Below are 24029 nucleotides of genomic sequence, written 5' to 3' on the forward strand. Positions count from 1 at the left end.
CCACCACGCGCCGGTCTTGTGCAAAAAACTGTCGCCATACAGCGGTAAGTTGGGTCAGACATGAGTGTGCACGTGACCGACTTCAAACGTCCCGCCGACGCAGCCGAGCTTCTCGACGGTCTCAACCCGCAGCAGCGTCAGGCGGTGCTGCATGAGGGCGCCCCGCTGCTCATCGTCGCCGGCGCCGGATCGGGCAAGACGGCCGTCCTCACCCGCCGGATCGCCTACCTGCTGGCCGCCCGCGACGTCGGGCCCGGCCAGATTCTGGCTATCACGTTCACCAACAAGGCCGCCGCCGAGATGCGGGAACGGGTCGTCGCGCTGGTCGGCCCGCGGGCCCGCAACATGTGGGTGTCGACGTTCCACTCCACCTGTGTGCGGATCCTGCGTAACCAGGCCTCGCTGGTGCCCGGGCTGAACTCCAACTTCTCGATCTACGACGCCGACGATTCGCGCCGCCTGCTGCTGATGATCGGCAAGGACATGGGCCTGGACGTCAAGCGCTATTCGCCGCGACTGCTGGCCAACGGGATCTCCAACCTCAAGAACGAGCTCATCAGCCCCGAGGACGCGGTGGCCGCGCTGGACACCAATACCGACGACCTGGCCCGCACCGTGGCCACCGTCTACGGCGAGTACCAGCGGCGGCTGCGGGCGGCCAATGCGCTGGACTTCGACGACCTGATCGGTGAGACGGTCGCGGTGCTGCAGGCCTTCCCGCAGATCGCCCAGTACTACCGCAGGCGGTTCCGGCACATCCTGGTCGACGAGTACCAGGACACCAACCACGCCCAGTACGTCCTGGTCCGCGAGCTGGTTGGGGTGGGTGCCCCGGACACCGACACCGTGCCGCCCAGTGAGCTGTGCGTGGTGGGTGACGCCGACCAGTCGATCTACGCCTTCCGCGGCGCCACCATCCGCAACATCGAGGATTTCGAGCGCGACTTCCCGGACGCCACCACGATCCTGCTCGAGCAGAACTACCGGTCCACCCAGAACATCCTGAACGCGGCCAACTCAGTGATCTCCCGCAACGCCAACCGCCGGGAGAAGCGACTGTGGACCGACGCCGGGGACGGCGAGCTGATCACTGGCTACGTCGCCGACAACGAGCACGACGAGGCCCGGTTCGTCGCCGGTGAGATCGATGCCCTGGCCGATCGTGACGGCATCTCGTACAACGACGTCGCGGTGTTCTACCGGACCAACAACTCCTCGCGCGCACTCGAAGAGGTGTTCATCCGCGCGGGCATTCCCTACAAGGTGGTCGGCGGCGTTCGGTTCTACGAGCGCAAGGAGATTCGCGACATCGTCGCCTACCTGCGCGTGCTCGACAACCCCGGGGATGCGGTGAGCCTGCGGCGCATCCTGAACACCCCGCGCCGCGGGATCGGCGACCGCGCCGAGGCCTGCGTGGCGGTCTATGCCGAGAACACCGGCGCCACCTTCGCCGACGCCCTGGTCGCCGCGGCGCAGGGCAAGGTGCCGATGCTCAACACCCGTTCGGAGAAGGCGATCGCCAGCTTCGTCAACCTGCTCGACGATCTGCGCGGCCGCCTGGACAACGAACTGGGCGACCTCGTCGAGGCCGTCCTCGATCGCACCGGCTATCGCCGGGAACTGGAGGCCTCCAGCGACCCGCAGGACCTGGCCCGGCTGGACAACCTCAACGAATTGGTCAGCGTCGCACACGAATTCAGCACCGACCGGGCCAACGCCGCCGCGCTGGCGCAGGAGGGCGAAGGCGCTGCGGAGGCTGACGAGGACGTGCCGCAGACCGGGATCCTCGCCGAGTTCCTGGAGCGGGTGTCGCTGGTCGCCGACTCCGACGAACTGCCCGAGCACGACTCCGGTGTGGTCACACTGATGACGCTGCACACCGCCAAGGGCCTGGAGTTCCCGGTGGTATTCGTGACCGGCTGGGAGGACGGCATGTTCCCGCACATGCGGGCACTGGGCGATCCGACCGAACTGTCCGAGGAACGCCGGCTGGCCTACGTCGGGATCACCCGCGCCCGCCAGCGGCTCTACCTGACCCGGGCCAAGGTGCGCTCGTCGTGGGGTCAGCCCATGCTCAACCCCGAATCACGGTTCCTGCGCGAGATTCCCGAGCATCTGCTGGACTGGCGTCGCACCGATCCCACGCCGTCCTACAGTGCCCCGGTCAGCGGGGCCGGCCGGTTCGGCACCCCGCGGCCCTCGCCGATGCGGCCCGCCGGCGGCAGCAAGCGCCCGCTGCTGGTGCTCGAACCCGGCGACCGGGTCAGCCACGACAAGTACGGCCTGGGCCGGGTCGAGGAAGTCTCCGGGATGGGCGAGTCGGCGATGTCGCTGATCGACTTCGGCAGCGCCGGCCGGGTCAAGCTCATGCACAACCACGCCCCGGTGACCAAGCTCTAGCGGACCCGGCACCAGCGCTTCGTCGACGAGTGAAGCGCCAGAACAAGACTCGCCAGCGGCAGCACCGGAATCAGGTACACCGGCCACGGAATGCGGGCACCGGCGATGAACACGCTGCCGAACGTCAGCAGCGCGATCACGGCGCCGAAGGTGATCAGATAACAGCCCACTGAGCGGCGCAACAGCAGCAGGATCACCCCGGAGATCGTGCTGCCGGCGAACAGCACCGTGAGGAAACCGACTGCGAGACAGAACAATCGGTCGGTATGCCACCAGCCGGCGATCAGGTCGGTGGCCACCACCGCGGTGGCCCAGCCGCTGACGATGCTGACCGCGCTCGCGGCGATGGCGGTGCGGCCGGTCGAGATGTCGATGACGGGGGTGGCCCGCGGCGGCACCGTGACGGGTTCGGCACGCCGGATCAGGCCGGTCGGCGCCTCCTCGACGGGAGGCCGGGGAATGTGGGTGGTGCGCCCCTCGGCGATCGGCGGGATCGGGCCGGTCGGCGCGCGTCTGATGATGCCGGTGCGGGTGTCGTCGGGCCGGGGGATGGGCCCTGAGGGTTGACGCCGGATGATCGGCGGGGTCGAACGCGGGTCGTTCGGGTGAGCCACGCTCAGCCGACGTACGGGCCGAGCGAGATACCCCGCGCGGCGAGCCACGGCACCGGATCGATGAAGTTCGTGCCGTTCTGCAGAACCGAGAAGTGCAGGTGCGGTCCGGTGGAGTTGCCGCGGTTGCCGATGGTGGCGATCTGGTCGCCGGCGAACACCCGCTGACCGATCTGTACGTTCCAGGTGTTGACGTGGCCGTACAAGGTCACCGAGCCATCGGAGTGCCGGATCTTGACCCACGCGCCGTACCCGGCCGTCGGCCCGGCGTCGACGACCACGCCGTCACCGGCGGCATAGATCGGGGTGCCGATCGGGCCGGCCAGATCGATCCCGGCGTGCAGGGCACCCCAGCGGTAGCCGAAGCCGGAGGTGAACACACCCTTGGTGGGCATCACGAACAGCGGACGCTGCAGCCGGGCCTCACGCTCGGCGCGCTCCTGGGCGAAGGCGGCGCCCTTGGAGAGCTCCTCGCTGTGCACCGCGGCGTCGGCGATGGGGGCGACCGCGATGAGCTGAACACCGCGCGGCGTGGTGACGCCGCCCTCGATGGGTGTCTTGTCGGAGGCCAGCACGGTCTGGGTGGTGGTCTCGGTGGCCGGCTTGACCGCGGTGTAGGCGGCGGCAGCAGCGGCGCCGGCGGCCATCGCGGCGATCATCACGCGGCCCTTGGCGGCGCTGGTCGGCTGGCGGCGGTGCTGCGGCGTGCGCGGCAGCATATCGGTGATCTCGGTGTCGACGAACCGCGGGCGCTCGGCGCGCTCGGCGTCGCGGGCCGAGGCGAACTCGGTGGGAACCACCAGGCGCAGCGGGGTCAGGTCGTCGGCGTCATGCATGTCATCAAGTTCGGGGGAGTGCACTACCTGCGACCCGGTGTCGAAGGCGGAGTGCTCGCGGAAGTCTACGTCGGGACCACCGAGCTCACCGAACTCGTTGAAGGGGATGATGTCGGTGACGTCGACCCGCTCGGGATCAAAAGCCCTGGTCGCAGCGCGTGCGGTCCGATCATCTCCCAGGAGATCTGAGTCCGACCGATGCTGACGCAAAACCGAATGCCCCTCTTACCGTGACCAAAGCGTTATCTCGACCCCCAGACGTTAACCAATCTCCAATGCTGGTTCAACCGATGCCGTTATTCCTCGACCGATTGTGAGTTGAATCACTTCGGCTCATCGGTGAGATGTGCCACATGAGTGGTAGGCGGGCTTAGCGGGTTTCGCGCGTGTCGATACAGTTCCCCCGGAGCGACTTCCCCCATCAACATGTCAGCGCCGACCAGACAGTGAGCACATGGATCTCTTCGAGTACCAGGCGAAGGAACTATTCGCCAAGCACAACGTTCCCACCACCCCGGGCCGGGTCACCGACTCCCCGGAAGACGCCAAGGCCATTGCCGAGGAAATCGGCAAGCCCGTGATGGTCAAGGCCCAGGTCAAGGTGGGTGGCCGCGGCAAGGCCGGTGGCGTCAAGTACGCCGCGACCCCCGAGGACGCCTTCACCCACGCCTCCAACATTCTCGGCCTGGACATCAAGGGCCACATCGTCAAGAAGCTGCTGGTCGCGGAGGCCAGTGACATCGCCGAGGAGTACTACATCTCCTTCCTGCTCGACCGGTCCAACCGGACCTACCTGGCCATGTGCTCGGTCGAGGGCGGCATGGAGATCGAAGAGGTCGCCGCCACCAAGCCTGAGCGGCTCGCCAAGGTTCCGGTCGACGCCGTCAAGGGTGTCGACCTGGCCTTCGCGCGTTCCATCGCCGAGCAGGGCCACCTGCCCGCCGAGGTGCTCGACGCCGCGGCCGTGACGATCCAGAAGCTGTGGGAGGTGTTCACCAAGGAGGACGCCACCCTGGTGGAGGTCAACCCGCTGGTGCGCACGCCCGACGATCAGATCCTTGCGCTGGACGGCAAGGTCACCCTCGACGCGAATGCCGACTTCCGGCAGCCCGGCCACGCCGAGTTCGAGGACAAGGACGCCACCGATCCGCTCGAACTCAAGGCCAAGGAGAACGACCTCAACTACGTCAAGCTTGACGGCGAGGTCGGCATCATCGGCAACGGTGCGGGTCTGGTCATGTCGACCCTGGACGTCGTCGCCTACGCCGGTGAGAAGCACGGCAACGTGAAGCCGGCCAACTTCCTCGACATCGGTGGTGGCGCCTCGGCCGAGGTGATGGCCGCCGGACTGGACGTCATCCTGGGTGACTCGCAGGTCAAGAGCGTGTTCGTCAATGTGTTCGGCGGCATCACCGCGTGTGACGCGGTGGCCAACGGCATCGTCAAGGCCCTGCAGATCCTGGGCGACGAGGCCAACAAGCCGCTCGTCGTTCGTCTCGACGGCAACAACGTCGAGGAGGGCCGTCGCATCCTGGCCGAAGCCAACCACCCCCTGGTCATCCAGGCCGAGACCATGGACGCCGGCGCCGATAAGGCCGCCGAGCTGGCCAACAAGTAAGGGAGCCAACGAAATATGTCTATCTTCCTGAATAAGGACAGCAAGGTCATCGTCCAGGGCATCACCGGCGGCGAGGGCACCAAGCACACCAAGCTGATGCTCAAGGCCGGCACCCAGGTGGTCGGTGGCGTCAACGCCCGAAAGGCGGGCACCACGGTCTCGCACGTCGACAAGGACGGCAACGACATCGAGCTCCCGGTGTTCGCCTCGGTGGCCGAGGCCATCAAGGAGACCGGCGCCGATGTGTCGATCGCCTTTGTGCCGCCGGCCTTCTCGAAGGACGCCATCATCGAGGCCATCGACGCCGAGATCCCGCTGCTGGTGGTCATTACCGAGGGAATCCCGGTGCAGGACACCGCCTATGCGTGGGCCTACAACGTCGAGAAGGGTCAGAAGACCCGGATCATCGGCCCGAACTGTCCCGGCATCATCACCCCGGGTGAGTCGCTGGTCGGCATCACGCCGAACAACATCACCGGCAAGGGTCCGATCGGCTTGGTGTCCAAGTCCGGCACGCTGACCTACCAGATGATGTACGAGCTGCGCGATCTCGGGTTCTCCACCGCGATCGGTATCGGTGGCGACCCCGTCATCGGCACCACCCACATCGACGCCATCGAGGCGTTCGAGAACGACCCCGAGACCAAGCTGATCGTCATGATCGGTGAGATCGGTGGCGACGCGGAAGAGAAGGCGGGCGCCTACATCAAGGCCAACGTCACCAAGCCCGTCGTCGGCTACGTCGCCGGCTTCACCGCACCCGAGGGCAAGACCATGGGCCACGCCGGCGCCATCGTGTCCGACGGTGCCGGTACCGCACAGGGCAAGAAGGAAGCTCTCGAGGCCGCCGGTGTGAAGGTCGGCAAGACGCCCTCGGAGACCGCCAAGCTGGCGCGCGAGATCTTCGAAACCCTGTAATTCGCTTCACCGTTGAGCCCCCGGAGTCCCAGACTCCGGGGGCTTTTCGTCGGTCAGAGGTGCTCGGCCAGGAATCGCTCGACGGCGTGATAGAGGTCGATCTGGTTGTCCGGGTTGACGAACCCGTGCCCCTCGTCATCCTTGATCAGGTACTCGACGTCCACGCCACGTTCGCGCAACGCGTGCACCAGATTGTCGGACTCGGCCTGCACCACCCGAGAGTCGTTGGCGCCCTGCACAACCAGCAGCGGTGTGCGAATCTGCTCGACTCTGCTGATCGGCGAACGCGACACCATGTCCGCTTCCTGCGCCGGGTCGGATGGGTCGCCGACATAGAGATGCCAGTTGTTGGCCAGGAACGGCCGCGCGACCGTCGGCAGCGTCCGCATGAAGTTGGCCAGGCTGGAGATACCCACATAGTCGATAGCCGCCGCGAACACATCCGGGGTGAACGTCACCCCGACCAGTGCCGCATATCCGCCGTACGAGCCGCCGAAGATGGCCACCCGGCGCGGGTCGGCGATGCCCTGGCTCACCGCCCATCCGACAGCGTCGATCAGGTCGTCGTGCATCGCTCCGGCGAACTCGCCGATCGCGGCTTTGGTGAAGGCCTTGCCATAGCCGGTCGACCCGCGAAAGTTGACCTGCAGCACCGCATATCCGCGGTTCGCCAATAGCTGCACCTCCGGCTGATAACCCCAGCAGTCACGGGCCCACGGCCCGCCGTGAACGAGCAGCACCAGCGGCAGGCCCGTCGGGTCAACGCCGACCGGCAGGGTCAGGTATCCGTGCAATTGCAGTCCATCACGGGCGGTGATGGTGATCGCGTTCATCGGGGCCAGCGCTGCGGGATCCAGATGCGGATAGGGCCGAAAGAGCAATCGGCTCTCCCCGGTGGAATGGTCATAGAAGTAAGTGGCCCACGGGTCGCGGTCGTGGGTGAAGTTCACCACCCACCGCCGGCCATCGGCGTCGGCGGACACGATGGCCAGATCGCCGTCGGAGAGTGCGGTGAGATTGTCGAGAACAGCGGCGAATTCGGGGTCCAGGGCGTGGATGACCTGACGATCCCCGTAGTAGCGCACCCCGATCAGATCACCGGTGCGCTCACTGATGATCAGCGGTGACGGCAGCACCATCTGGGCGGCCAGATCGAAGGTTGGATGGCTGTCGATCTCGGTTTCCTCGCCGGTCGCGACATCGACGCGAACGAGGCGGGTGCGATCGCTGCCCTGATTCGATCCCAGCCACAGACCCGAGCCGTCCGGGGAGACGACGATGGGATGGATGCCGAGGGGGTAGTCGGAGCCGTCGTAGCGCCTGATGGTGCGCAGCGTCTGTGTCGCCGTTTGCCACTGTGCCAGCTCGATATCGCCCTCGCCGGTCAGCACCGAGGTGAACAGCTGGCCGTCGGGGCTGCACAGCCAGGTGACGACGGTGCCCGGGTTCTGCGCGAGCATGGCCAGTTCACCGGTGGCAATGTCGAGTTCGTAGGCGTCGAACAGTTCCGGGTTCCGCTTGTTCAGCTGGACAACGGCTTTGCCGGGCCGGCCCTTGAGCAGCTCGACACTGGCTCGCACGCCCGGAAACGGTGTGAGATCGACGATGTCGGCCGCCGGGTCCTCGAGATCGACCCGGTAGACGTGCCAGTGCTCGTCGCCGCCGCTGTCCTGCAGATAGATCAGCCACCGTGAGTCATGGGTCCAGCGATAGATGTAGACGCTGCGGGTGTCATCGGCGGTCACGCACCGGGCGGGGCTCGCGGCGTCGATATCGCGCACCCAGACGTTGAGCCGGTTGCGCCACGGCGCGAGGTAGGCGATCCGCGTCCCGTCCGGCGAGATCGTCGCCGCGGTGCGCTCGGGCGGGCTGAAGAAGTCTTCTACCGTGATCAGATCGGGTTGCACCGAAAGTTCCTTTCTAGGGGCGTGCTGGTCCGCCGGACCGGCCGTCGTGCCGGTTCGCGATGGGTATTCGGTTGTCGGGGTTGGGGTTAGCGGACCACCGGACCGCCCACGCGGCCGTTGGTGGCTTCTCGAATCGCTCTGTCCACCAGAGCAAGCGCCTCGGCCTGGCTGACCGATTTGCCCTCGACGATGACAGCGCGGCCGACGTCCTCGTCGATCACGCGGAATGCCCCGGTGACCGCCGCCGCACACAGCCGGACGGTGAGGTCGTCGGCGGGCAGTCCCAGCCGAGCGGCGATCACGGGTGCGAGCCCGCGTTCCATCTCGTCGTGGACCATCAGGTAGGTGGCCCGCAACGCCGGTTCTGTCGCGGTGAGCGTCCCGATACGGAGTGCGGCCACCTCGTCGGCGATGTCCTCGGGTGACAGCGGAAAATCCACCGTGTCGGCGACGAGATGCTCGCTGAGGGAGAGCTCGGGAGGCCATCGACGGGCCGACCGCAAGAAGCGCTCGGCCGTCTTGGCCAGTAGTGGCTCGACGCAGCTCTCCTTCGATCGGAAGTAGCGCCAGACGGTTCTGGTCGAGACTCCGGCAGCGGCGGCGATATCGTCGCCGCTGGTGGCAGCGACCCCCCGTTCCCAGAACAGGGCCGCCGCCTTGCGCGACACCGCCAGTCGCGCCTGCTCCTGCCTGTCGCTGATCTGCACCCTCCCCGGTTCTGTCACTTAGTGACATTTCCAGAGTGTCACTAAGTGACAAAACGGTCAAGGTTGTGACGGCGCCGGTGCCGGTTGGCGGAACTGTAACGAGTTCTATTAGCCTGTCGAACTATGGTCGATCCGCGCACCCCCGTCATCGTCGGCGCCGGTCAGTTCACCGAACGCCTCGGCGAGTCCAGCTACCGCGGTCTGTCGTCAGTCGATCTGGCCACCGCCGCCGCCGAGGCCGCTTTGCGGGACACCGGGGCCGACCCCGCCGCGGTGGCCCGGGCCATCGACACCGTCGCCGGGACCCGGCAGTTCGAGATCTCCGGACGGGCACCCACCCCGATGGGCGGGTCGAACAACTACCCGCGCTCAGTGGCCAAGCGCATCGGGGCCACACCGGCACGCGCCGTCCTCGAGCCCATCGGTGGCAACGGCCCGCAGCATCTGGTCACCGAATTCGCCGGCCACATCGCGGCCGGCGGCGCCGACGTCGTCATGATCTTCGGCTCCGAAAACACCTCCAGCATCCGGTATTACGCCGACCGGGAAAAGCCCGATCACTCCGAGACCGTCGAGGGTTCGCTGGAAGACCGCGGCTACGGCTATGAGGGTCTGTTCACCGAGTACACCGTGGCACACGGTCTGGTCGGTGCGCCCGCCCAGTACGGGCTATTGGAGAACGCGCGCCGCGGCCGGGTGGGCCTGAGTGTCGCCGAGTACCGGCGTGCCATGGGCGAGCTCTTCGCCCCGTTCACCAAAGTCGCTGCCAAGAACCCGTTTTCGTCATCCCCGGTGGAACGCTCCGTCGAGGAGATCATCACCGTCACCGACTCCAACCGGATGATCTGTGACCCGTATCCGCGGCTGCTGGTGGCCCGCGATCAGGTCAACATGGGTGCGGCTGCGGTGCTGATGTCGGTGGAGGCGGCCCGCCGCCTCGGGGTGCCCGAGGAGCGCTGGGTCTATCTGCACGGCCATGCCGACGTGACCGACCAGCCGCTGCTCGACCGCACCCAGATCGACTACAACTCGTCCTCGGTACTCGCCATCAACGAAGCGATGGCGGTGGCCGGCGTCGGTATCGACGACATCTCCACCTTCGACCTCTACAGCTGCTTCCCGGTGCCGGTGTTCAACTTCTGCGACGGCACCGGGCTGGCCACCGACGACCCGCGCGGGCTGACGCTGACTGGCGGCCTGCCGTACTTCGGCGGACCCGGCAACAACTACTCGCTGCACGGCATCGCCGAGACGGTCAGCGAGATGCGCGATCGCCCAGGTGATTTCGGCCTGGTGGCTGCCAATGGCGGCATCATGAGCAAGTACTCCGTCGGGGTGTACTCAACCACGCCGGTGGACTGGAAACCGGACAACAGCGCCGAGCTGTGCCGCGAGGTCGCCGCGCGGCCGGTGGTTCCCGTCACCGAGAAGGCCGACGGCGCGGCCACCATCGAGACCTACACCGTGCGCTACGACTGGCCGGTGCGCACCGGCATCATCATCGGGCGGCTGGCCGCCGACAACAGCCGGTTCCTGGCGTTGACCGAGGACCCCGACCTCGTCGGGCTACTCACCGACGGTGACCCGCTGGGTGCGCGCATCACGGTGCGGTCGACCGAGAAGGACAACCGCGCCGTTCTGGCCTAGCCTCGGCGAGCGCGGGTCCCGAACCGGGTCCGGGCTGGCTTGCGCTGATTCCGGGTCCGTCGCGGGCCGGCATCGATACCGTCGATCACTTTGATGATCAGTGGGCTGATGGATGGCATGGCTCCTCCTCGTTGTTCACAGCCGATACCTGACGCTGTGAACTGTCGTCGGAACCCGCGCCGAGGGCACGAGTGGTGCCCTACTCGAATCCAGGTGTGCGGCGCACTCAGGCCAGCGCGCTGAGCTTGCCCGCCAGCCGCTCGACGTATGCGGCGACCTCGTCGGCGGGCTTGTCCGGAAGGCCGAACAGCACCTCGGTCACCCCGATCTCGCGCCAGTGCTCCAGCTTCTCGGGCACCGGCTTGTAGTCCAGCGCCACGATCTGGGGGGCGCCCTCGCGCCCGGCCGCGGCCCAGGTCTCGTGCAGCAGCGCCACCGGGGCGTCGATGTCGAAGTCGCGCGGGGTGGTGATCCAGCCGTCGGCGTGCCGCGAGATCCACTTGAAGGTGTTCTCGGTGCCGCCGGCGCCCACCAAGACCGGGATGTGCGGCTGGACCGGCTTGGGCCACGCCCAGCTCGGGCCGAACTTCACGAACTCGCCGTCGTAGGCGGCCTCTTCCTGGGTCCACAGCGCGCGCATGGCCTCGATGTACTCGCGCAGCACGGTGCGCCTGCGGTTCGGCGGCACGTGGTGATCCAGCAATTCATCGGTGTTCCAGCCGAAGCCGACCCCGAGGCTGACCCGGCCACCGGACAGATGATCAAGGGTGGCAATCGATTTCGCCAATGTGATGGGGTCGTGTTCGACGGGCAGCGCCACGGCGGTGGACAGCCGGACCCGGGAGGTCACGGCGGCCGCGGTACCCAGGCTCACCCACGGGTCCAGGGTGCGCATGTAGCGGTCGTCGGGCAGGGTCTCGTCACCGGTGCCGGGATGGGCGGCCTCCCGCTTGACCGGGATGTGGGTGTGCTCCGGAACGTAGAACGTCTGGAAGCCGTGGTCATCGGCGAGTTTGGCGGCCGCCGCCGGGGTGATGCCGCGGTCGCTGGTGAACAGAACAAGCCCGTAATCCATGGCAAGGATTAGAACGAGTTCCAGTGCCGACAGCAAGGGCAGGTCCCGATCGCCGCGGCGGGGCGAGTGCTGTGCGCGGCGAGACGAGTAGCGCACCACTCGTGACGCCGGACTGCGCACAGATCACCGTCATCTCATGGCCGACAACCATCTGCTGCGTCGCAAGATCCTCGAATGGGTTCGCCGCTACCTCCCGTGTGAGATCGCCGGGACGGTGGGTGAGATCGGCGGCGCCGGATTGCTGTTCGTACTGACCGAGTCGTTCGGCGCCGCAGCGGTGGCCGGCACCGTGGGCGCATCGGTGGGGTTCTACGCGATCGCCTACCGCAACGCGGTCCGCGTGTCCTACGCCGCCGCCACCGGCCGGCGCTGGCCGGTGCGGGTGGCCGCAGCCAATGCGCTCGCGCTGCGCAGCGTCGCGGTGGAGTTCGGGCCCGCCGAGCTGGTGGATTCCCTGCTGGTCCGCCCGCTGGCCTACTACCTCGGGCCGGCGCTGCTGGGCACCGCCGTGCTCGGCTGGATCGGCGCAAAGGTGTTCTCCGACTTGGCTTTCTACGGCTGCGCCATCTTCAGCTACGAGCGTTTCACAGGGCTGGTCGCCGGTACCGGCGGACGGGAACAACAGGAAGAGAAGGTGGATGATGGATCCGCGACGACGGCACACGCTGCGTAGGGAACTTCGGGCCGAGGCGGCCAAGAACGCCTGGCAGGACCTGATCGCCGTACATGGCACACCCCTGCTGATCCTCGATCCGGACCGGGTGGCGGCGCGCTACCGGCAGTTCGCCACCTATCTGCGTGGGGTCCGGCCGCACTACGCCGTCAAGGCGCTGCCGCACCCTGCCGTGCTGATGACGGTGGCGGCCTGGGGTGGCGGCTTCGATGTCGCCACCAACGCCGAAGTGGACCTGCTGCGCAGCCTGCGTCTGCCGATGGACCGCTGCGTGCACACCCACCCGATCAAGAAGCGCGCCGATATCGAGCACGCCTATCGCGCCGGAATCCGGATGTTCGTCGTGGAGAACCCGGTGGAGGCGGACAAGTTCACCGGTCTGCCCGCCGACATCGAGATCCTGGTGCGGCTGAGCTTTGCGAACCCGACGGCCAAATCCGACCTGTCCACCAAGTTCGGGGTGCCGCCCGCCGAGGCCGAACTGGTGGTCAAGCACGTCCTTGCCGCCGGAGTTCGGTTCGCGGGCTTCAGCTTTCACGTCGGCAGCCAGAGCGCCTCGGTTGAGCCGTACCGCCGCGCGCTGCGTGACACCCTGGACCTGGTCGACCAGCTCGCGCGCACCATCGACGTGCGGGCGCGGGTGATCGACATCGGCGGCGGCTTCCCCGTGGACTACCGCGAATCGATGCCGGCGATCGACTCGATCGGCGCCATCGTCGACGACGTCCTGGGGGACCGGCGTCATGACTTCGCGTTGTTGGCCGAACCTGGGAGGTTCCTGGCTGCCGACGCCATGACGCTGGTGTCCAGCGTGGTGGGCACCGCGGTGCGCGACGGCAGGGTCTGGCACTATCTCGACGACGGTCTGTACGGCAGCTACTCGAACGTGCTGACCGAAGATGTCCATCCGCCGATCCTGGCGCTGCGGGAGGTGCTCGACGGCATACCCGCCGAATCTGCTTTGGAGTCAGTCACTTTGGCCGGGCCAACTTGTGACAGCGCCGACGTGATCGCGCGGGACTATCCGATGCCTCCGCTGTCGGTGGGCGACCTGGTGGTCAGTCCCATGATGGGGGCCTACACCTCGGTGACCTCGTCACGGTTCAACGGTATCGAGGCCACCCCGATCGTGCTGGCCTGACTTTCGTTCATCACGCGTCTTAACCGCGACGGATGGGCGCCGCTTTGCTCTGATGGCTCACCGTGACGACCGAACGCATTGCAGACGAGATCAAGTTCGCCTACTGGGTGCCCAATGTCAGTGGTGGGTTGGTGACCAGTGATATCGAACAGCGCACGGACTGGAACTACGAGTACAACGCGAAGCTGGCCCAGACCGCGGAGAACAACGGGTTCGAGTACGCGCTGAGCCAGGTGCGCTACGAGGCCTCCTACGGCGCGGAGTTCCAGCACGAGTCGACCAGCTTCAGCCTGGCGCTGCTGCTGGCCACCCAGCGGCTCAAGGTGATCGCCGCGGTGCATCCGGGACTGTGGCATCCGGCGGTGCTGGCCAAACTCGGTGCGACCGCCGATCACCTCTCGGGGGGCCGGTTCGCCATCAACGTGGTCTCCGGCTGGTTCAAGGACGAGTTCACCCACCTGGGTGAGCCGTGGCTCGAGCACGATGAGCGCTACCGTCGCTCGGCGGAGTTCCTGCAGGTGATCCGCAAGATCTGGACCGAGGACAACGTCGATTTCCGCGGCGATTTCTACCGCATCCACGATTTCACTCTCAAGCCCAAGCCGCTGAACACCGAGCAGCGCCCCAACCCCGAACTGTTCCAGGGCGGCAACTCCAGTGCCGCGCGGCGCAACGGCGGCTACTACGCCGACTGGTACTTCTCCAACGGCAAGGACTTCGACGGCATCACCGAGCAGGTGGTCGAGGTCCGCGATCATGCCCGCGAGGCCGGCCGGGAGGTCAAGGTCGGGCTCAACGGGTTCATCATCGCCAGGGACTCAGAGAAAGAAGCAAAGGAAACGCTGCGGGAGATCATCGCCAAGGCCAACAAGCCCGCGGTCGAGGGATTCCGCTCGGCGGTCCAGCAGGCCGGTGCCTCCACGGCCGACAAGCGCGGCATGTGGGCCGACTCCAGCTTCGAAGACCTGGTCCAGTACAACGACGGGTTCCGCACCCAGCTGATCGGCACCCCCGAGCAGATCGCCGAACGCATCGCCGCCTACCGCAAACGCGGCGTGGACCTCATCCTCGGCGGCTTCCTGCACTTCCAGGAAGAAATCGAATACTTCGGCTCCCGGGTCCTGCCCCTGGTCCGCGAAATCGAAGCCGCCGACAGCGATTCGGTGGGTGCGCCGCTGCTGGCTTCTGCCTGAGCCGTGCGGGCAGTTTGCCAACTGCCTGTGTGACACGCCGATGGTCGCCGCCCCTGCGGCGCGGTGCGCTAGCGTTGGTGGTCGAACTGGGCCAGTGGGTCCGTTCGAGTGCCACAACCGACGCAGCGCCGCAGGGGAGCGCGGCGCGCCAAGGCTGAAGGAGAGGCCATGACTTACCCGCCCAACAACCCGGGCTACCCGCCCACGCAGCCGCAGGGCGCGTACGGGGCTGCCGGGCCGTCGTTCGCCCCGAGCGACCCGGGCCCCAGCAAGCTGCCCCTGTATCTGACGATCGGCGTGGTGGTGGCCGGCCTGGCCGCCTACCTCGCCAGCTTCGGCCCGGTGTTCACCGTCACCGCCGAACTCGGCCCGTTCGGCGGTGCCGAACTCACCGGCAGCGGTGGCGGGTACCCCGTCATCGCGGCGGTGCTGGCCGCGTTGCTGGCTGCGGTCAGCCTGGTGCCCAAGGCCAAGCCGTACACCGCGATCGTGGCGGCCGTCTCGGTGCTGGCCGTGCTGCTGGTCATCGCACAGGTGGTCAGCAAGCCGACCGGGTTCTCGATCGGCTGGGCCCTGTGGCTGGTGTTGGCCTTCACGATCCTGGAAGCCGTCGCCGCCGTCGCGGCGCTGCTGCTCGAAGCCGGTGTCATCACCGCGCCGGCTCCGCGACCCCGTTATGAGCAGTACGGCCAGTACGGTCCGCCCCCCGGCGGCTACTACGGCCAGCCCGGACCGCAGGGCCCCGGCCAGCGACCCGGCTACCCGTCGCAGTACGGCGGTTACCCGTCGGGTCCGTCCACCGGCGGCTTCTCCGGTCCCGGCCCGCAGAGCGGACCGCCCACCCCGCCCACCGGGTTCCCGAGCTTCAGCCGGCCCGCAGAGCGGACCGCCCACCCCGCCCACCGGGTTCCCGAGCTTCAGCCCGCCGCCGTCCGTCGGCTCGGGCCAGCAGCAGCAGGCACCCGGGCAGCCCGGGCAGCAGTCCCAGGCGCCGTCGTCGCCGTCGTCGCCGTCGTCTGGCCCGACGCCGTCCTAACCGGGTGCGCCTCGCGCGCTCCGGATACCAGCGCGACCAGTGACGCGAATGGAGGACCAGCGGCCCGTCGGCGCGCGCCAGGCGCGTGACCTGGTTCGCGTCGCGTTCGGCCCGTCGGTGGTCGCACTCGTGGTGATCACCGCGGTGACGCTGCTACAGCTCGTCATCGCCAACAGCGATATGACCGGCACGCTCGGTGCTGTCGCCAGCATGTGGCTGGCGGTGCATCAGGTGCCGATCTCGATCGCCGGGCATCAGCTCGGTGCGCTGCCACTGTTGCCGGTGCTGCTGATGGTGTGGGGTACCGCGCGCACCACCGCCCAGGCCACCTCGCCGCGTGCGTCGTGGTTCGTGACCCGCTGGATCGTGGCCTCGGCGGTGGGCGGACCGCTACTCATCGCGGCGATCGCCCTGGCGGTCATCCACGATGCCTCCTCGGTGATCACGGACCTGCAGACGCCCAGTGCGCTGCGGGCGTTCTCCGGCGTGCTGGCGGTACACCTCATCGGCGCGCTGATCGGGGTGGGATCACAGGTGGGCTGGCGTGCGCTGCGGGCGCTCGGGCTGCCGATGTGGCTGGGCGATACCGTGCGGGCCGCCACGGCCGGCGTTCTCGCGCTGTTCGGGCTGTCGGCCGCGGTGACGGCAGCCTCCCTGGTGGTGCACTGGGGCACCATGCACGAGCTGTTCGCGATCACCGACTCGCTGTTCGGCCAGCTGAGCCTGACGCTGTTGTCGGCGCTGTACGCGCCCAACGTGATCGTGGGGGCCTCGGCGGTGGCCGTCGGCTCCAGCGCCCACATCGGGTTCGCGACGTTCAGTTCCTTCACGGTGTTCGGCGGCGACATCCCGGCGCTGCCCATCCTGGCGGCGGTGCCCACGCCACCGCTGGGCCCGGTGTGGGTGGCCTTACTGATCATCGGCGCCGCAGCCGGGGTGGCGGTGGGGCAGCAGTGTGCCCGCCGGCCGCTGCCGCTTCCGGCGGCGCTGGGCAAGCTCGCGGTGGCCGCCCTGTTGTCGGGTGGCCTTACTGATCATCGGCGCCGCAGCCGGGGTGGCGGTGGGGCAGCAGTGTGCCCGCCGGCCGCTGCCGCTTCCGGCGGCGCTGGGCAAGCTCGCGGTGGCCGCCCTGTTGTCGGCGGCGACGATGGCGCTACTCGGCTACGCCGGGGGCGGGAAGCTGGGCAACTTCGGTGACGTCGGGGTGGATCAGAGCACCTTCGGGCCCGGGGTGTTCTTCTGGTTTTTCCTCGTCGGCGGCCTGACCGTGGTGATGTCCGGCGGCGTGGTGCGCCGGCCCAAGCGGGTGGCGCCGCCGCTGGTGGTGGCCGAGCCCGAAGGTGAGCCGATGACCGAGCCGATCATCCTGGGCGAGCCGGTGGTCGACGACCTGGTGGGCGAGCCGGTATTCGAGCCCGAACCCGAACCCGAGCCTGAGCCAGAACCCGAGCCGGTTCCGGTGCCCCCACCGCCGCCGGTTCGGCCCGCACCTGACCTCGAGGATGTCGAGGACCTGATGTTCGTCGACGACGACATCGAGGCCGACGAGCCCCAGCCGCCACGAGACTGAGCTCACGCCGACAACGTGCGAGTACCGGCCGGCGTGACGTCAATCTCGGCGTGATCAGCCGGGTGCCCGGTCTCGCCGGGGACAAACCACAGCTAGGCTCATCGCCGTGCAGCATCCCCTCCGCATCCCGCCCAGCGCGCCGGCCCGTGTGGTCGTCCTGGCTTCGGGAACCGGATCGCTGCTGCAATCGCTGCTGGACTCCGCGGTCGGCGACTTTCCGGCCCGCATCGTCGCCGTCGGCGTCGACCGCGACTGCCGGGCCGTGCAGATCGCGCAGGCGGCCGGTATCCCGTCCTATTGCGTGCGCCTGGGTGACCACCCGGACCGCGCCGCCTGGGACAGCGCGATCGCCGACGCCACCGCAGCCCACCAACCCGACCTGATCGTGTCGGCGGGTTTCATGAAAATCCTTGGCCCCGAATTCCTTTCGCGCTTCATCGGCCGCGTGGTCAATACCCACCCGGCGTTGCTACCGTCGTTCCCCGGCGCGCATGCGGTACCGGACGCGCTGAACTACGGGGTCAGGGTCACCGGATGCACGGTTCATCTGGTGGATGCCGGGATGGACACCGGGCCGATCCTGGCCCAGGAGGCGGTCGAGGTTCTCGACGGCGACGATGAAGACACGTTGCACGAACGCATCAAGGTCGTCGAACGACGACTGCTGGTGGACGTGCTGGCCGCGGTGGCAACGCGCGGTGTGACCTGGAGTGGCAGAAAGGCGACCATAGGATGACGTCGGGGACTTTGATCGGCAAGAGACCGATCCGGCGCGCGCTGATCAGCGTGTACGACAAGAGCGGCCTGATCCCGCTCGCGCAGGGGCTGCATGACGCCGGCGTCGACATCGTGTCCACCGGCTCTACCGCCAAAACGATTGCCAGCAAGGGCATTCCGGTGACACCGGTGGAGACCGTGACCGGCTTCCCCGAGGTGCTCGACGGCCGGGTCAAGACCCTGCACCCGCACATCCACGCGGGGCTGCTCGCCGACACCCGCAACCCCGAGCACGTGACCGCGCTGGAGAAGCTCAACATCGAGCCCTTCGACCTGGTCGTGGTCAACCTCTACCCGTTCAGCGAGACCGTGGACTCCGGGGCCGAGATCGACGAGTGCGTCGAGCAGATCGATATCGGCGGCCCGTCGATGGTCCGGGCCGCGGCCAAGAACCACGCCAGCGTCGCCGTCGTGGTGGACCCGCTGGGCTATGACGGGGTGCTGGCCGCGGTGCGCGCCGGGGGTTTCACCTTCGACGAGCGCAAGAAACTGGCGTCGCTGGCCTTCCGGCACACCGCCGAGTACGACGTCGCGGTGGCCAGCTGGATGGGCTTCACGCTGGCTCCCGAAGAGGGGGATGCCCCGGGGTTCCTGCCGCCGTGGTTCGGCCGCACCTGGCGGCGCACCTCGCTGCTGCGCTACGGCGAGAACCCGCACCAGCAGGCCGCGCTCTACAGCGATGACGTGGGCTGGCCGGGCCTGGCGCAGGCGCAGCAGCTGCACGGAAAAGAGATGTCCTACAACAACTTCACCGATGCCGACGCCGCATGGCGGGCGGCCTTCGACCACGAGCAGATCTGCGTGGCGATCATCAAGCACGCCAACCCGTGCGGTATCGCGATCTCGTCAGTGTCGGTCGCCGACGCCCACCGCAAGGCCCACGAGTGCGATCCGCTGAGCGCCTTCGGCGGGGTGATCGCGGCCAACACCGAGGTGACGGTGGAGATGGCCGAGTTCGTCTCGGAGATCTTCACCGAGGTCATCATCGCCCCGGCGTACGAGCCCGGCGCGGTCGACATCCTGGCCCGCAAGAAGAACATTCGCGTCCTGGTCGCCGCCGAGCCGCCCATCGACGGGGTGGAGATCCGCCAGATCAGCGGTGGACTGCTGATGCAGGAACGCGACAGCATCAACGCCCCCGGCGATGACCCGGCGAACTGGACGCTGGCCACCGGTGCGGCTGCCGATCCGGCCACCCTGGCCGACCTGGTGTTCGCCTGGCGCACCTGCCGCGCGGTCAAGTCCAACGCGATCGTCGTCGCGGCCGACGGGGCCACCGTCGGCGTCGGCATGGGCCAGGTCAACCGGGTCGACGCGGCCCGGCTGGCCGTCGAACGCGGCGGAGAGCGGGTGCGCGGGGCGGTCGCCGCCAGTGACGCCTTCTTCCCGTTCCCCGACGGGCTGGAGACGCTGACCGCCGCCGGTGTGAAGGCGATCGTCCACCCGGGCGGCTCGATGCGCGACGAACTGGTCACCGAGGCAGCCGCCAAGGCGGGAATCACGTTGTACCTCACCGGCGCCCGGCACTTCGCGCACTGAGGTCGATGATGAGGTCTGCGCGGGTGGTGGTGGTCGCAGCGACGGCCCTGGTGCTGGTGACGTCGTGCACCCGGGTGATCGACGACGCCCGCGGGGTCGCCGCCGTCAACCTGGGCACCTCGGGGGCCACCGCCGCCGACTGCACCGCGGTCGACGCCCCGCTCACCGAGATCCCGCCGCGCGGCCAGGGCGAGCCGGTGCTCAAGATTCCCCAGCCCGCCGGCTGGGAGCGGGTCCGGATGATGGACTCCGAGTTGATCCGCTACACCATGCGCAACACCGGTCTGGCCACCGGCGGGTTCGCCCCGACCGCGGTGGTGACGCTGGAGAGCAGACCGGGCCTGACCGAACCCAACGACGTGTTCGACGCCCAGCGCCAGGGTCTACGGTCCGGGCTGGGGGCCAGGGACATGCAGTCGGCCAAGACCACGTTGTGCGGTCTGCCCGCGGAGACCATCGACTACCAGATGCCCTCGGTGGGAGGTCTGCCGCCGCATCCGGCGCGGGTGTTATGCGCGGTGCTGCAGAGCGGCGGGCGGACCTACGCCATCACGGTGACGGTGCAGAGCGCCGACCCGAACGACGCCACCTATCGGCGTGACGCCGAGACGATCCTGACCGGATTCCAGATGCTCTCGCCGGCCTAGCGGGGACATCGTCACGCACGGGTAAGGAGGTACCGGGTGCCTGCGCGCGACGGCAGTCGTAGCGTGGAGGCGTGACGTCACCTGACAACCTCCCCCGCACCCTCGGCGAACTGCGTGCCTCCGGCCACCGTGAGCGCACCGTCAAGGAGGAGCTCCGGGAGAACCTGCTTGCCGCGCTGGCCGAAGGCGACGAGGTCTGGCCAGGCATCTTCGGCTTCGAGGACACCGTGATCCCGCAGCTCGAGAGGGCCCTGATCGCCGGTCACGACTTCGTCCTGCTCGGCGAGCGCGGCCAGGGCAAGACCCGCATCCTGCGCTCCCTGGTCAACCTGCTCGACGAGTGGACCCCGGTGATCGAGGGCGCCGAACTCGGTGAGCACCCGTTCTCGCCGATCACCCCGGAGTCGATCCGCCGGGTCCAGGAATCCGGTGACGACCTGCCGATCACCTGGCGGCATCGCAGTGAGCGCTACACCGAGAAGCTGGCCACCCCGGACACCAGCGTGGCCGACCTGGTCGGCGACATCGACCCGATCAAGGTCGCCGAAGGCCGCACCCTCGGTGATCCGGAGACCATCGCCTACGGCCTGATCCCGCGGGCGCATCGCGGCATCGTCGCTGTCAACGAGTTGCCCGACCTTGCCGAGCGGATCCAGGTCTCGATGCTCAACGTGATGGAGGAGCGCGACATCCAGGTCCGCGGGTACACCCTGCGGCTGCCGCTGGACGTTCTGGTCGTGGCGAGCGCCAACCCGGAGGACTACACCAACCGCGGCCGCATCATCACCCCGCTCAAGGACCGGTTCGGGGCCGAGATCCGCACCCACTACCCGCGCGAGCTGGATGCCGAAGTCGGCGTCATCAGCCAGGAAGCGCACCTGTCGGCGCAGGTTCCGACCTACCTGATGCAAATCATTGCCCGCTTCGCCCGCTACCTTCGCGAGTCCAACTCCGTCGACCAGCGCTCCGGCGTCTCGGCCCGGTTCGCCATCGCGGCCGCCGAAACCGTCGCCGCCTCGGCGCGCCATCGGGGTGCCGTACTCGGCGAGGACGAGCCCGTGGCGCGGGTGGTCGATCTCGGCACGATCATCGACGTGTTGCGCGGCAAACTCGAATTCGAGTCCGGTGAGGAGGGCCGCGAACAGGCGGTGCTCGAACACCTGCTGCGGCGCGCCACCGCCGACACCGCCCAGCGGGTGCTCGGCGGGATCGACGTCGGCCCGCTGGTGGCCGCCGTCGAAGGCGGGTCGGCGGTGACGACCGGCGAGCAGGTGTCGGCCAAGGATGTGCTGGCCGCGCTGCCCGACCTGCCGGTCATCGAGGCGATCGCCGAGCGGCTCGGCGCCGAATCCGACGGACAGCGCGCGGCCGCACTCGAATTGGCGCTGGAGGCGCTGTATCTGGCCAAGCGCATCGACAAGGTGACCGGCGAGGGCGAAACCGTCTATGGCTAAACCCAAGCGGGCGCACGACTCCCGCTACTCCGCCTACACCGGCGGGCCCGATCCGCTGGCCCCGCCGGTGGATCTGCGCGAGGCGCTCGAACAGATCGGCCAGGACGTCATGGAGGGCACCTCGCCGCGCCGTGCCCTGTCCCTCCGCCTACACCGGCGGGCCCGATCCGCTGGCCCCGCCGGTGGATCTGCGCGAGGCGCTCGAACAGATCGGCCAGGACGTCATGGAGGGCACCTCGCCGCGCCGTGCCCTGTCCGAACTGCTGCGGCGCGGCACCCAGAACATGAAGGGCGCCGACCGGCTTGCCGCCGAGGTGAACCGGCGTCGTCGAGAATTGTTGAACCGCAACAACCTTGACGGCACTCTGCAGGAGATCAAGAAGCTGCTCGACGAGGCGGTGCTGGCCGAGCGCAAGGAACTGGCCCGCGCCCTCGATGACGACGCGCGCTTCCAGGAGTTGCAGATCGAGGCGCTCTCGCCGTCACCGGCCAAGGCGGTCCAGGAACTCTCGGAGTACGACTGGCGCAGTCCGGAGGCACGCCAGAAGTACGACCAGATCAAGGATCTGATGGGTCGGGAGATGCTCGACCAGCGTTTCGCCGGGATGAAGCAGGCTCTGGAGAACGCCACCGACGAAGACCGCCAGGCCGTCAACGAGATGCTGGACGACCTGAACGACTTGCTGGACAAGCACTCTCGCGGCGAGGACACTCCGCAGGATTTTCACGACTTCATGGCCAAGCATGGCCAGTACTTCCCGGAGAATCCGAAAAATGTCGAGGAGCTGCTGGACTCGCTGGCCAAGCGCGCTGCCGCGGCCCAGCGATTCCGCAACAGCCTGACCCCGGACCAGCGTGCCGAGCTGGATGCGCTGGCGCAGCAGGCGTTCGGATCACCGCAGCTGATGAACGCGCTGAACCGGCTCGATGCGCACCTGCAAGCCGCCCGGCCCGGTGAGGACTGGGACGGCTCCTCGGAGTTCTCCGGTGACAACCCGATGGGGATGGGGGAGGGCGCGCAGGCGCTGGCCGACATCGCCGACCTCGAGCAGCTGGCCGAGCAACTTTCGCAGAGCTATGCCGGGGCGACGATGGACGACGTCGACCTCGACGCGCTGGCCCGCCAGCTGGGCGACCAGGCCGCGATCGACGCCCGCACACTCGCCGAGCTGGAACGGGCCCTGATGAACCAGGGCTTCCTGGACCGCGGATCCGACGGTCAGTGGCGGTTGTCCCCGAAGGCCATGCGCCAGCTCGGGCAGGCGGCGCTGCGTGACGTCGCCCAGCAGCTGTCCGGCCGGCACGGCGAGCGGGCCACCCGACGCGCGGGTGCGGCCGGCGAACTGACCGGGGCCACCCGGCCGTGGGCGTTCGGTGACACCGAGCCGTGGAACGTGACGCGGACGCTGACCAATGCAGTGCTGCGGCGGGCCGGGACCGGCGAGGACGGGCCGTTGCGGATCGCAGTGGACGACGTCGAGGTCTCCGAGACCGAGACCCGCACCCAGGCGGCGGTGGCACTGCTGGTCGACACCTCGTTCTCGATGGTGATGGAGAACCGGTGGCTACCGATGAAACAGACCGCCCTCGCGCTCAACCACCTGGTCAGCACCCGGTTCCGGTCCGATGCGCTGCAGATCGTCGCGTTCGGCCGCTACGCCAGGACCGTCACCGCCGCCGAGCTGACCGGGTTGGAAGGCGTCTACGAACAGGGCACCAACCTGCACCACGCGCTGGCCCTGGCGGTGCGTCACCTGCGCAGGCATCCGAACGCCCAGCCGGTGGTCCTCGTCGTCACCGACGGTGAACCGACCGCGCACCTGGAAGACTTCGACGGCCGCGGCTCGTCAGTGTTCTTTGACTATCCGCCTCACCCGCGGACCATCGCCCACACCGTCCGCGGCTTCGACGAGGTGGCCCGACTCGGCGCACAGGTGACGATTTTCAGGTTGGGGAACGATCCGGGGCTGGCCCGATTCATCGATCAGGTTGCTCGCCGGGTCGAGGGCAGGGTGGTGGAACCCGATCTCGACGGCCTGGGTGCAGCAGTCGTCGGCGATTATCTTCGGTCGCGTCGACGGCGCCGCTGAGCCGACTCCGGCCATTCCTCAGCAAATACTGAGAAGGCTAGACGGTGTTTCGCCGGCCCAGAATGGGCCACTGGGAGCGTGGCAAACATCGGCATTATTGACGCATGCGTTCTAAGGTGTGCAATTCTAGCGAACACGTGGTAGAGGCTGGTCGACGCACGGTACCAGCCGGGGTGACCGGCAACGCATG

At 68.1% G+C, this 24029-nt stretch carries 19 protein-coding genes and 1 pseudogene; 15 read left to right on the forward strand and 5 right to left on the reverse strand.

Annotation, left to right across the window (positions count from 1 at the left end; translation table 11 throughout):
- The first annotated feature begins 60 nt into the window (after nt 1-60).
- Nucleotides 61-2400: a DNA helicase PcrA gene (gene pcrA, locus BN3385_RS11775; protein WP_059016956.1), complete on the forward strand. Its 2340-nt coding sequence runs from the start codon at nt 61-63 to the stop codon at nt 2398-2400.
- On the opposite strand, the gene BN3385_RS11780 is transcribed toward pcrA, so the two are convergent.
- Together BN3385_RS11780 and BN3385_RS11785 are read right to left on the reverse strand one after the other, a co-directional pair.
- A complete protein-coding gene (locus BN3385_RS11780; protein ID WP_059016957.1) occupies nt 2397-3014 on the reverse strand; it encodes a hypothetical protein in 618 nt (205 codons plus the stop codon). The genes pcrA and BN3385_RS11780 overlap by 4 nt on opposite strands.
- 2 nt (nt 3015-3016) lie before the next feature.
- Nucleotides 3017-4057: a M23 family metallopeptidase gene (locus BN3385_RS11785; protein WP_082690433.1), complete on the reverse strand. Its 1041-nt coding sequence runs from the start codon at nt 4055-4057 to the stop codon at nt 3017-3019.
- 244 nt (nt 4058-4301) lie between these two features.
- Here BN3385_RS11785 and sucC point away from each other — a divergent pair, with 244 nt between their 5' ends.
- Together sucC and sucD are read left to right on the forward strand one after the other, a co-directional pair.
- Nucleotides 4302-5465 (forward strand): ADP-forming succinate--CoA ligase subunit beta, encoded by a 1164-nt coding sequence (gene sucC / locus BN3385_RS11790; protein ID WP_059016958.1) that lies wholly within the window; start codon nt 4302-4304, stop codon nt 5463-5465.
- Nucleotides 5466-5480: 15 nt separating this feature from the next.
- Nucleotides 5481-6383: a succinate--CoA ligase subunit alpha gene (gene sucD, locus BN3385_RS11795; RefSeq protein ID WP_059016959.1), complete on the forward strand. Its 903-nt coding sequence runs from the start codon at nt 5481-5483 to the stop codon at nt 6381-6383.
- A gap of 53 nt (nt 6384-6436) precedes the next feature.
- Here sucD and BN3385_RS11800 read toward each other — a convergent pair whose 3' ends face one another.
- Together BN3385_RS11800 and BN3385_RS11805 are read right to left on the reverse strand one after the other, a co-directional pair.
- Nucleotides 6437-8290, reverse strand: coding sequence for a S9 family peptidase (locus BN3385_RS11800; protein WP_059016960.1), 1854 nt, complete (start codon nt 8288-8290; stop codon nt 6437-6439).
- Nucleotides 8291-8376: 86 nt separating this feature from the next.
- Nucleotides 8377-9015, reverse strand: a complete 639-nt coding sequence (locus tag BN3385_RS11805) for a TetR/AcrR family transcriptional regulator (protein WP_502688062.1) — start codon at nt 9013-9015, stop codon at nt 8377-8379.
- Nucleotides 9016-9120: 105 nt separating this feature from the next.
- Between BN3385_RS11805 and BN3385_RS11810 the strand changes: the two genes are divergently transcribed.
- Nucleotides 9121-10644, forward strand: a complete 1524-nt coding sequence (locus BN3385_RS11810) for an acetyl-CoA acetyltransferase (RefSeq protein WP_059016962.1) — start codon at nt 9121-9123, stop codon at nt 10642-10644.
- Nucleotides 10645-10870: 226 nt separating this feature from the next.
- Here BN3385_RS11810 and BN3385_RS11815 read toward each other — a convergent pair whose 3' ends face one another.
- Complete coding sequence (locus BN3385_RS11815; RefSeq protein WP_059016963.1) at nt 10871-11719, reverse strand: LLM class F420-dependent oxidoreductase; 849 nt, start codon at nt 11717-11719, stop codon at nt 10871-10873.
- Between the two features lie 136 nt (nt 11720-11855).
- On the opposite strand from BN3385_RS11815, the gene BN3385_RS11820 reads away from it, so the two are divergent.
- The 11 genes and pseudogenes from BN3385_RS11820 (at nt 11856) to BN3385_RS11870 (ending at nt 23839) form a co-directional block, all read left to right on the forward strand.
- Nucleotides 11856-12392, forward strand: a complete 537-nt coding sequence (locus tag BN3385_RS11820) for a hypothetical protein (protein WP_059016964.1) — start codon at nt 11856-11858, stop codon at nt 12390-12392.
- Nucleotides 12361-13533 carry a type III PLP-dependent enzyme gene (locus BN3385_RS11825; protein ID WP_059016965.1) on the forward strand — a complete coding sequence of 391 codons (1173 nt, stop codon included), beginning with the start codon at nt 12361-12363 and terminating at the stop codon, nt 13531-13533. The genes BN3385_RS11820 and BN3385_RS11825 overlap by 32 nt, the downstream gene beginning before the upstream one ends.
- A gap of 62 nt (nt 13534-13595) precedes the next feature.
- Nucleotides 13596-14726: a dimethylsulfone monooxygenase SfnG gene (sfnG, locus tag BN3385_RS11830; RefSeq protein ID WP_059016966.1), complete on the forward strand. Its 1131-nt coding sequence runs from the start codon at nt 13596-13598 to the stop codon at nt 14724-14726.
- A gap of 168 nt (nt 14727-14894) precedes the next feature.
- Nucleotides 14895-15851, forward strand: a complete 957-nt coding sequence (locus BN3385_RS28580; RefSeq protein WP_502688063.1) for a DUF5336 domain-containing protein — start codon at nt 14895-14897, stop codon at nt 15849-15851.
- A pseudogene (locus BN3385_RS11840) lies at nt 15811-16791 on the forward strand (cell division protein PerM); the annotation flags it as partial. The gene BN3385_RS28580 and the pseudogene BN3385_RS11840, both read left to right, overlap by 41 nt.
- Before the next feature lie 118 nt (nt 16792-16909).
- Nucleotides 16910-17332 (forward strand): hypothetical protein, encoded by a 423-nt coding sequence (locus tag BN3385_RS28585; protein WP_059016967.1) that lies wholly within the window; start codon nt 16910-16912, stop codon nt 17330-17332.
- Nucleotides 17333-17438: 106 nt separating this feature from the next.
- Entirely contained in the window at nt 17439-18068 is a 630-nt protein-coding gene (gene purN, locus BN3385_RS11850) for a phosphoribosylglycinamide formyltransferase (protein WP_059016968.1), read from the forward strand.
- Nucleotides 18065-19648, forward strand: coding sequence for a bifunctional phosphoribosylaminoimidazolecarboxamide formyltransferase/IMP cyclohydrolase (purH, locus tag BN3385_RS11855; protein ID WP_059016969.1), 1584 nt, complete (start codon nt 18065-18067; stop codon nt 19646-19648). Before purN ends, purH begins: the two co-directional genes overlap by 4 nt.
- A 5-nt stretch (nt 19649-19653) precedes the next feature.
- Nucleotides 19654-20295, forward strand: a complete 642-nt coding sequence (locus tag BN3385_RS11860) for a hypothetical protein (RefSeq protein WP_059016970.1) — start codon at nt 19654-19656, stop codon at nt 20293-20295.
- Between the two features lie 71 nt (nt 20296-20366).
- Nucleotides 20367-21749, forward strand: coding sequence for a magnesium chelatase ATPase subunit I (locus BN3385_RS11865; RefSeq protein WP_059016971.1), 1383 nt, complete (start codon nt 20367-20369; stop codon nt 21747-21749).
- A gap of 131 nt (nt 21750-21880) precedes the next feature.
- The gene (locus tag BN3385_RS11870; protein ID WP_059016972.1) at nt 21881-23839 is read left to right on the forward strand and encodes a vWA domain-containing protein; all 1959 of its coding nucleotides are present in this window, start codon (nt 21881-21883) and stop codon (nt 23837-23839) included.
- Nucleotides 23840-24029 lie beyond the last annotated feature (190 nt).

The sequence above is a fragment of the Mycobacterium sp. M26 genome (genome assembly GCF_001494595.1).
Lineage (GTDB): Bacteria > Actinomycetota > Actinomycetes > Mycobacteriales > Mycobacteriaceae > Mycobacterium.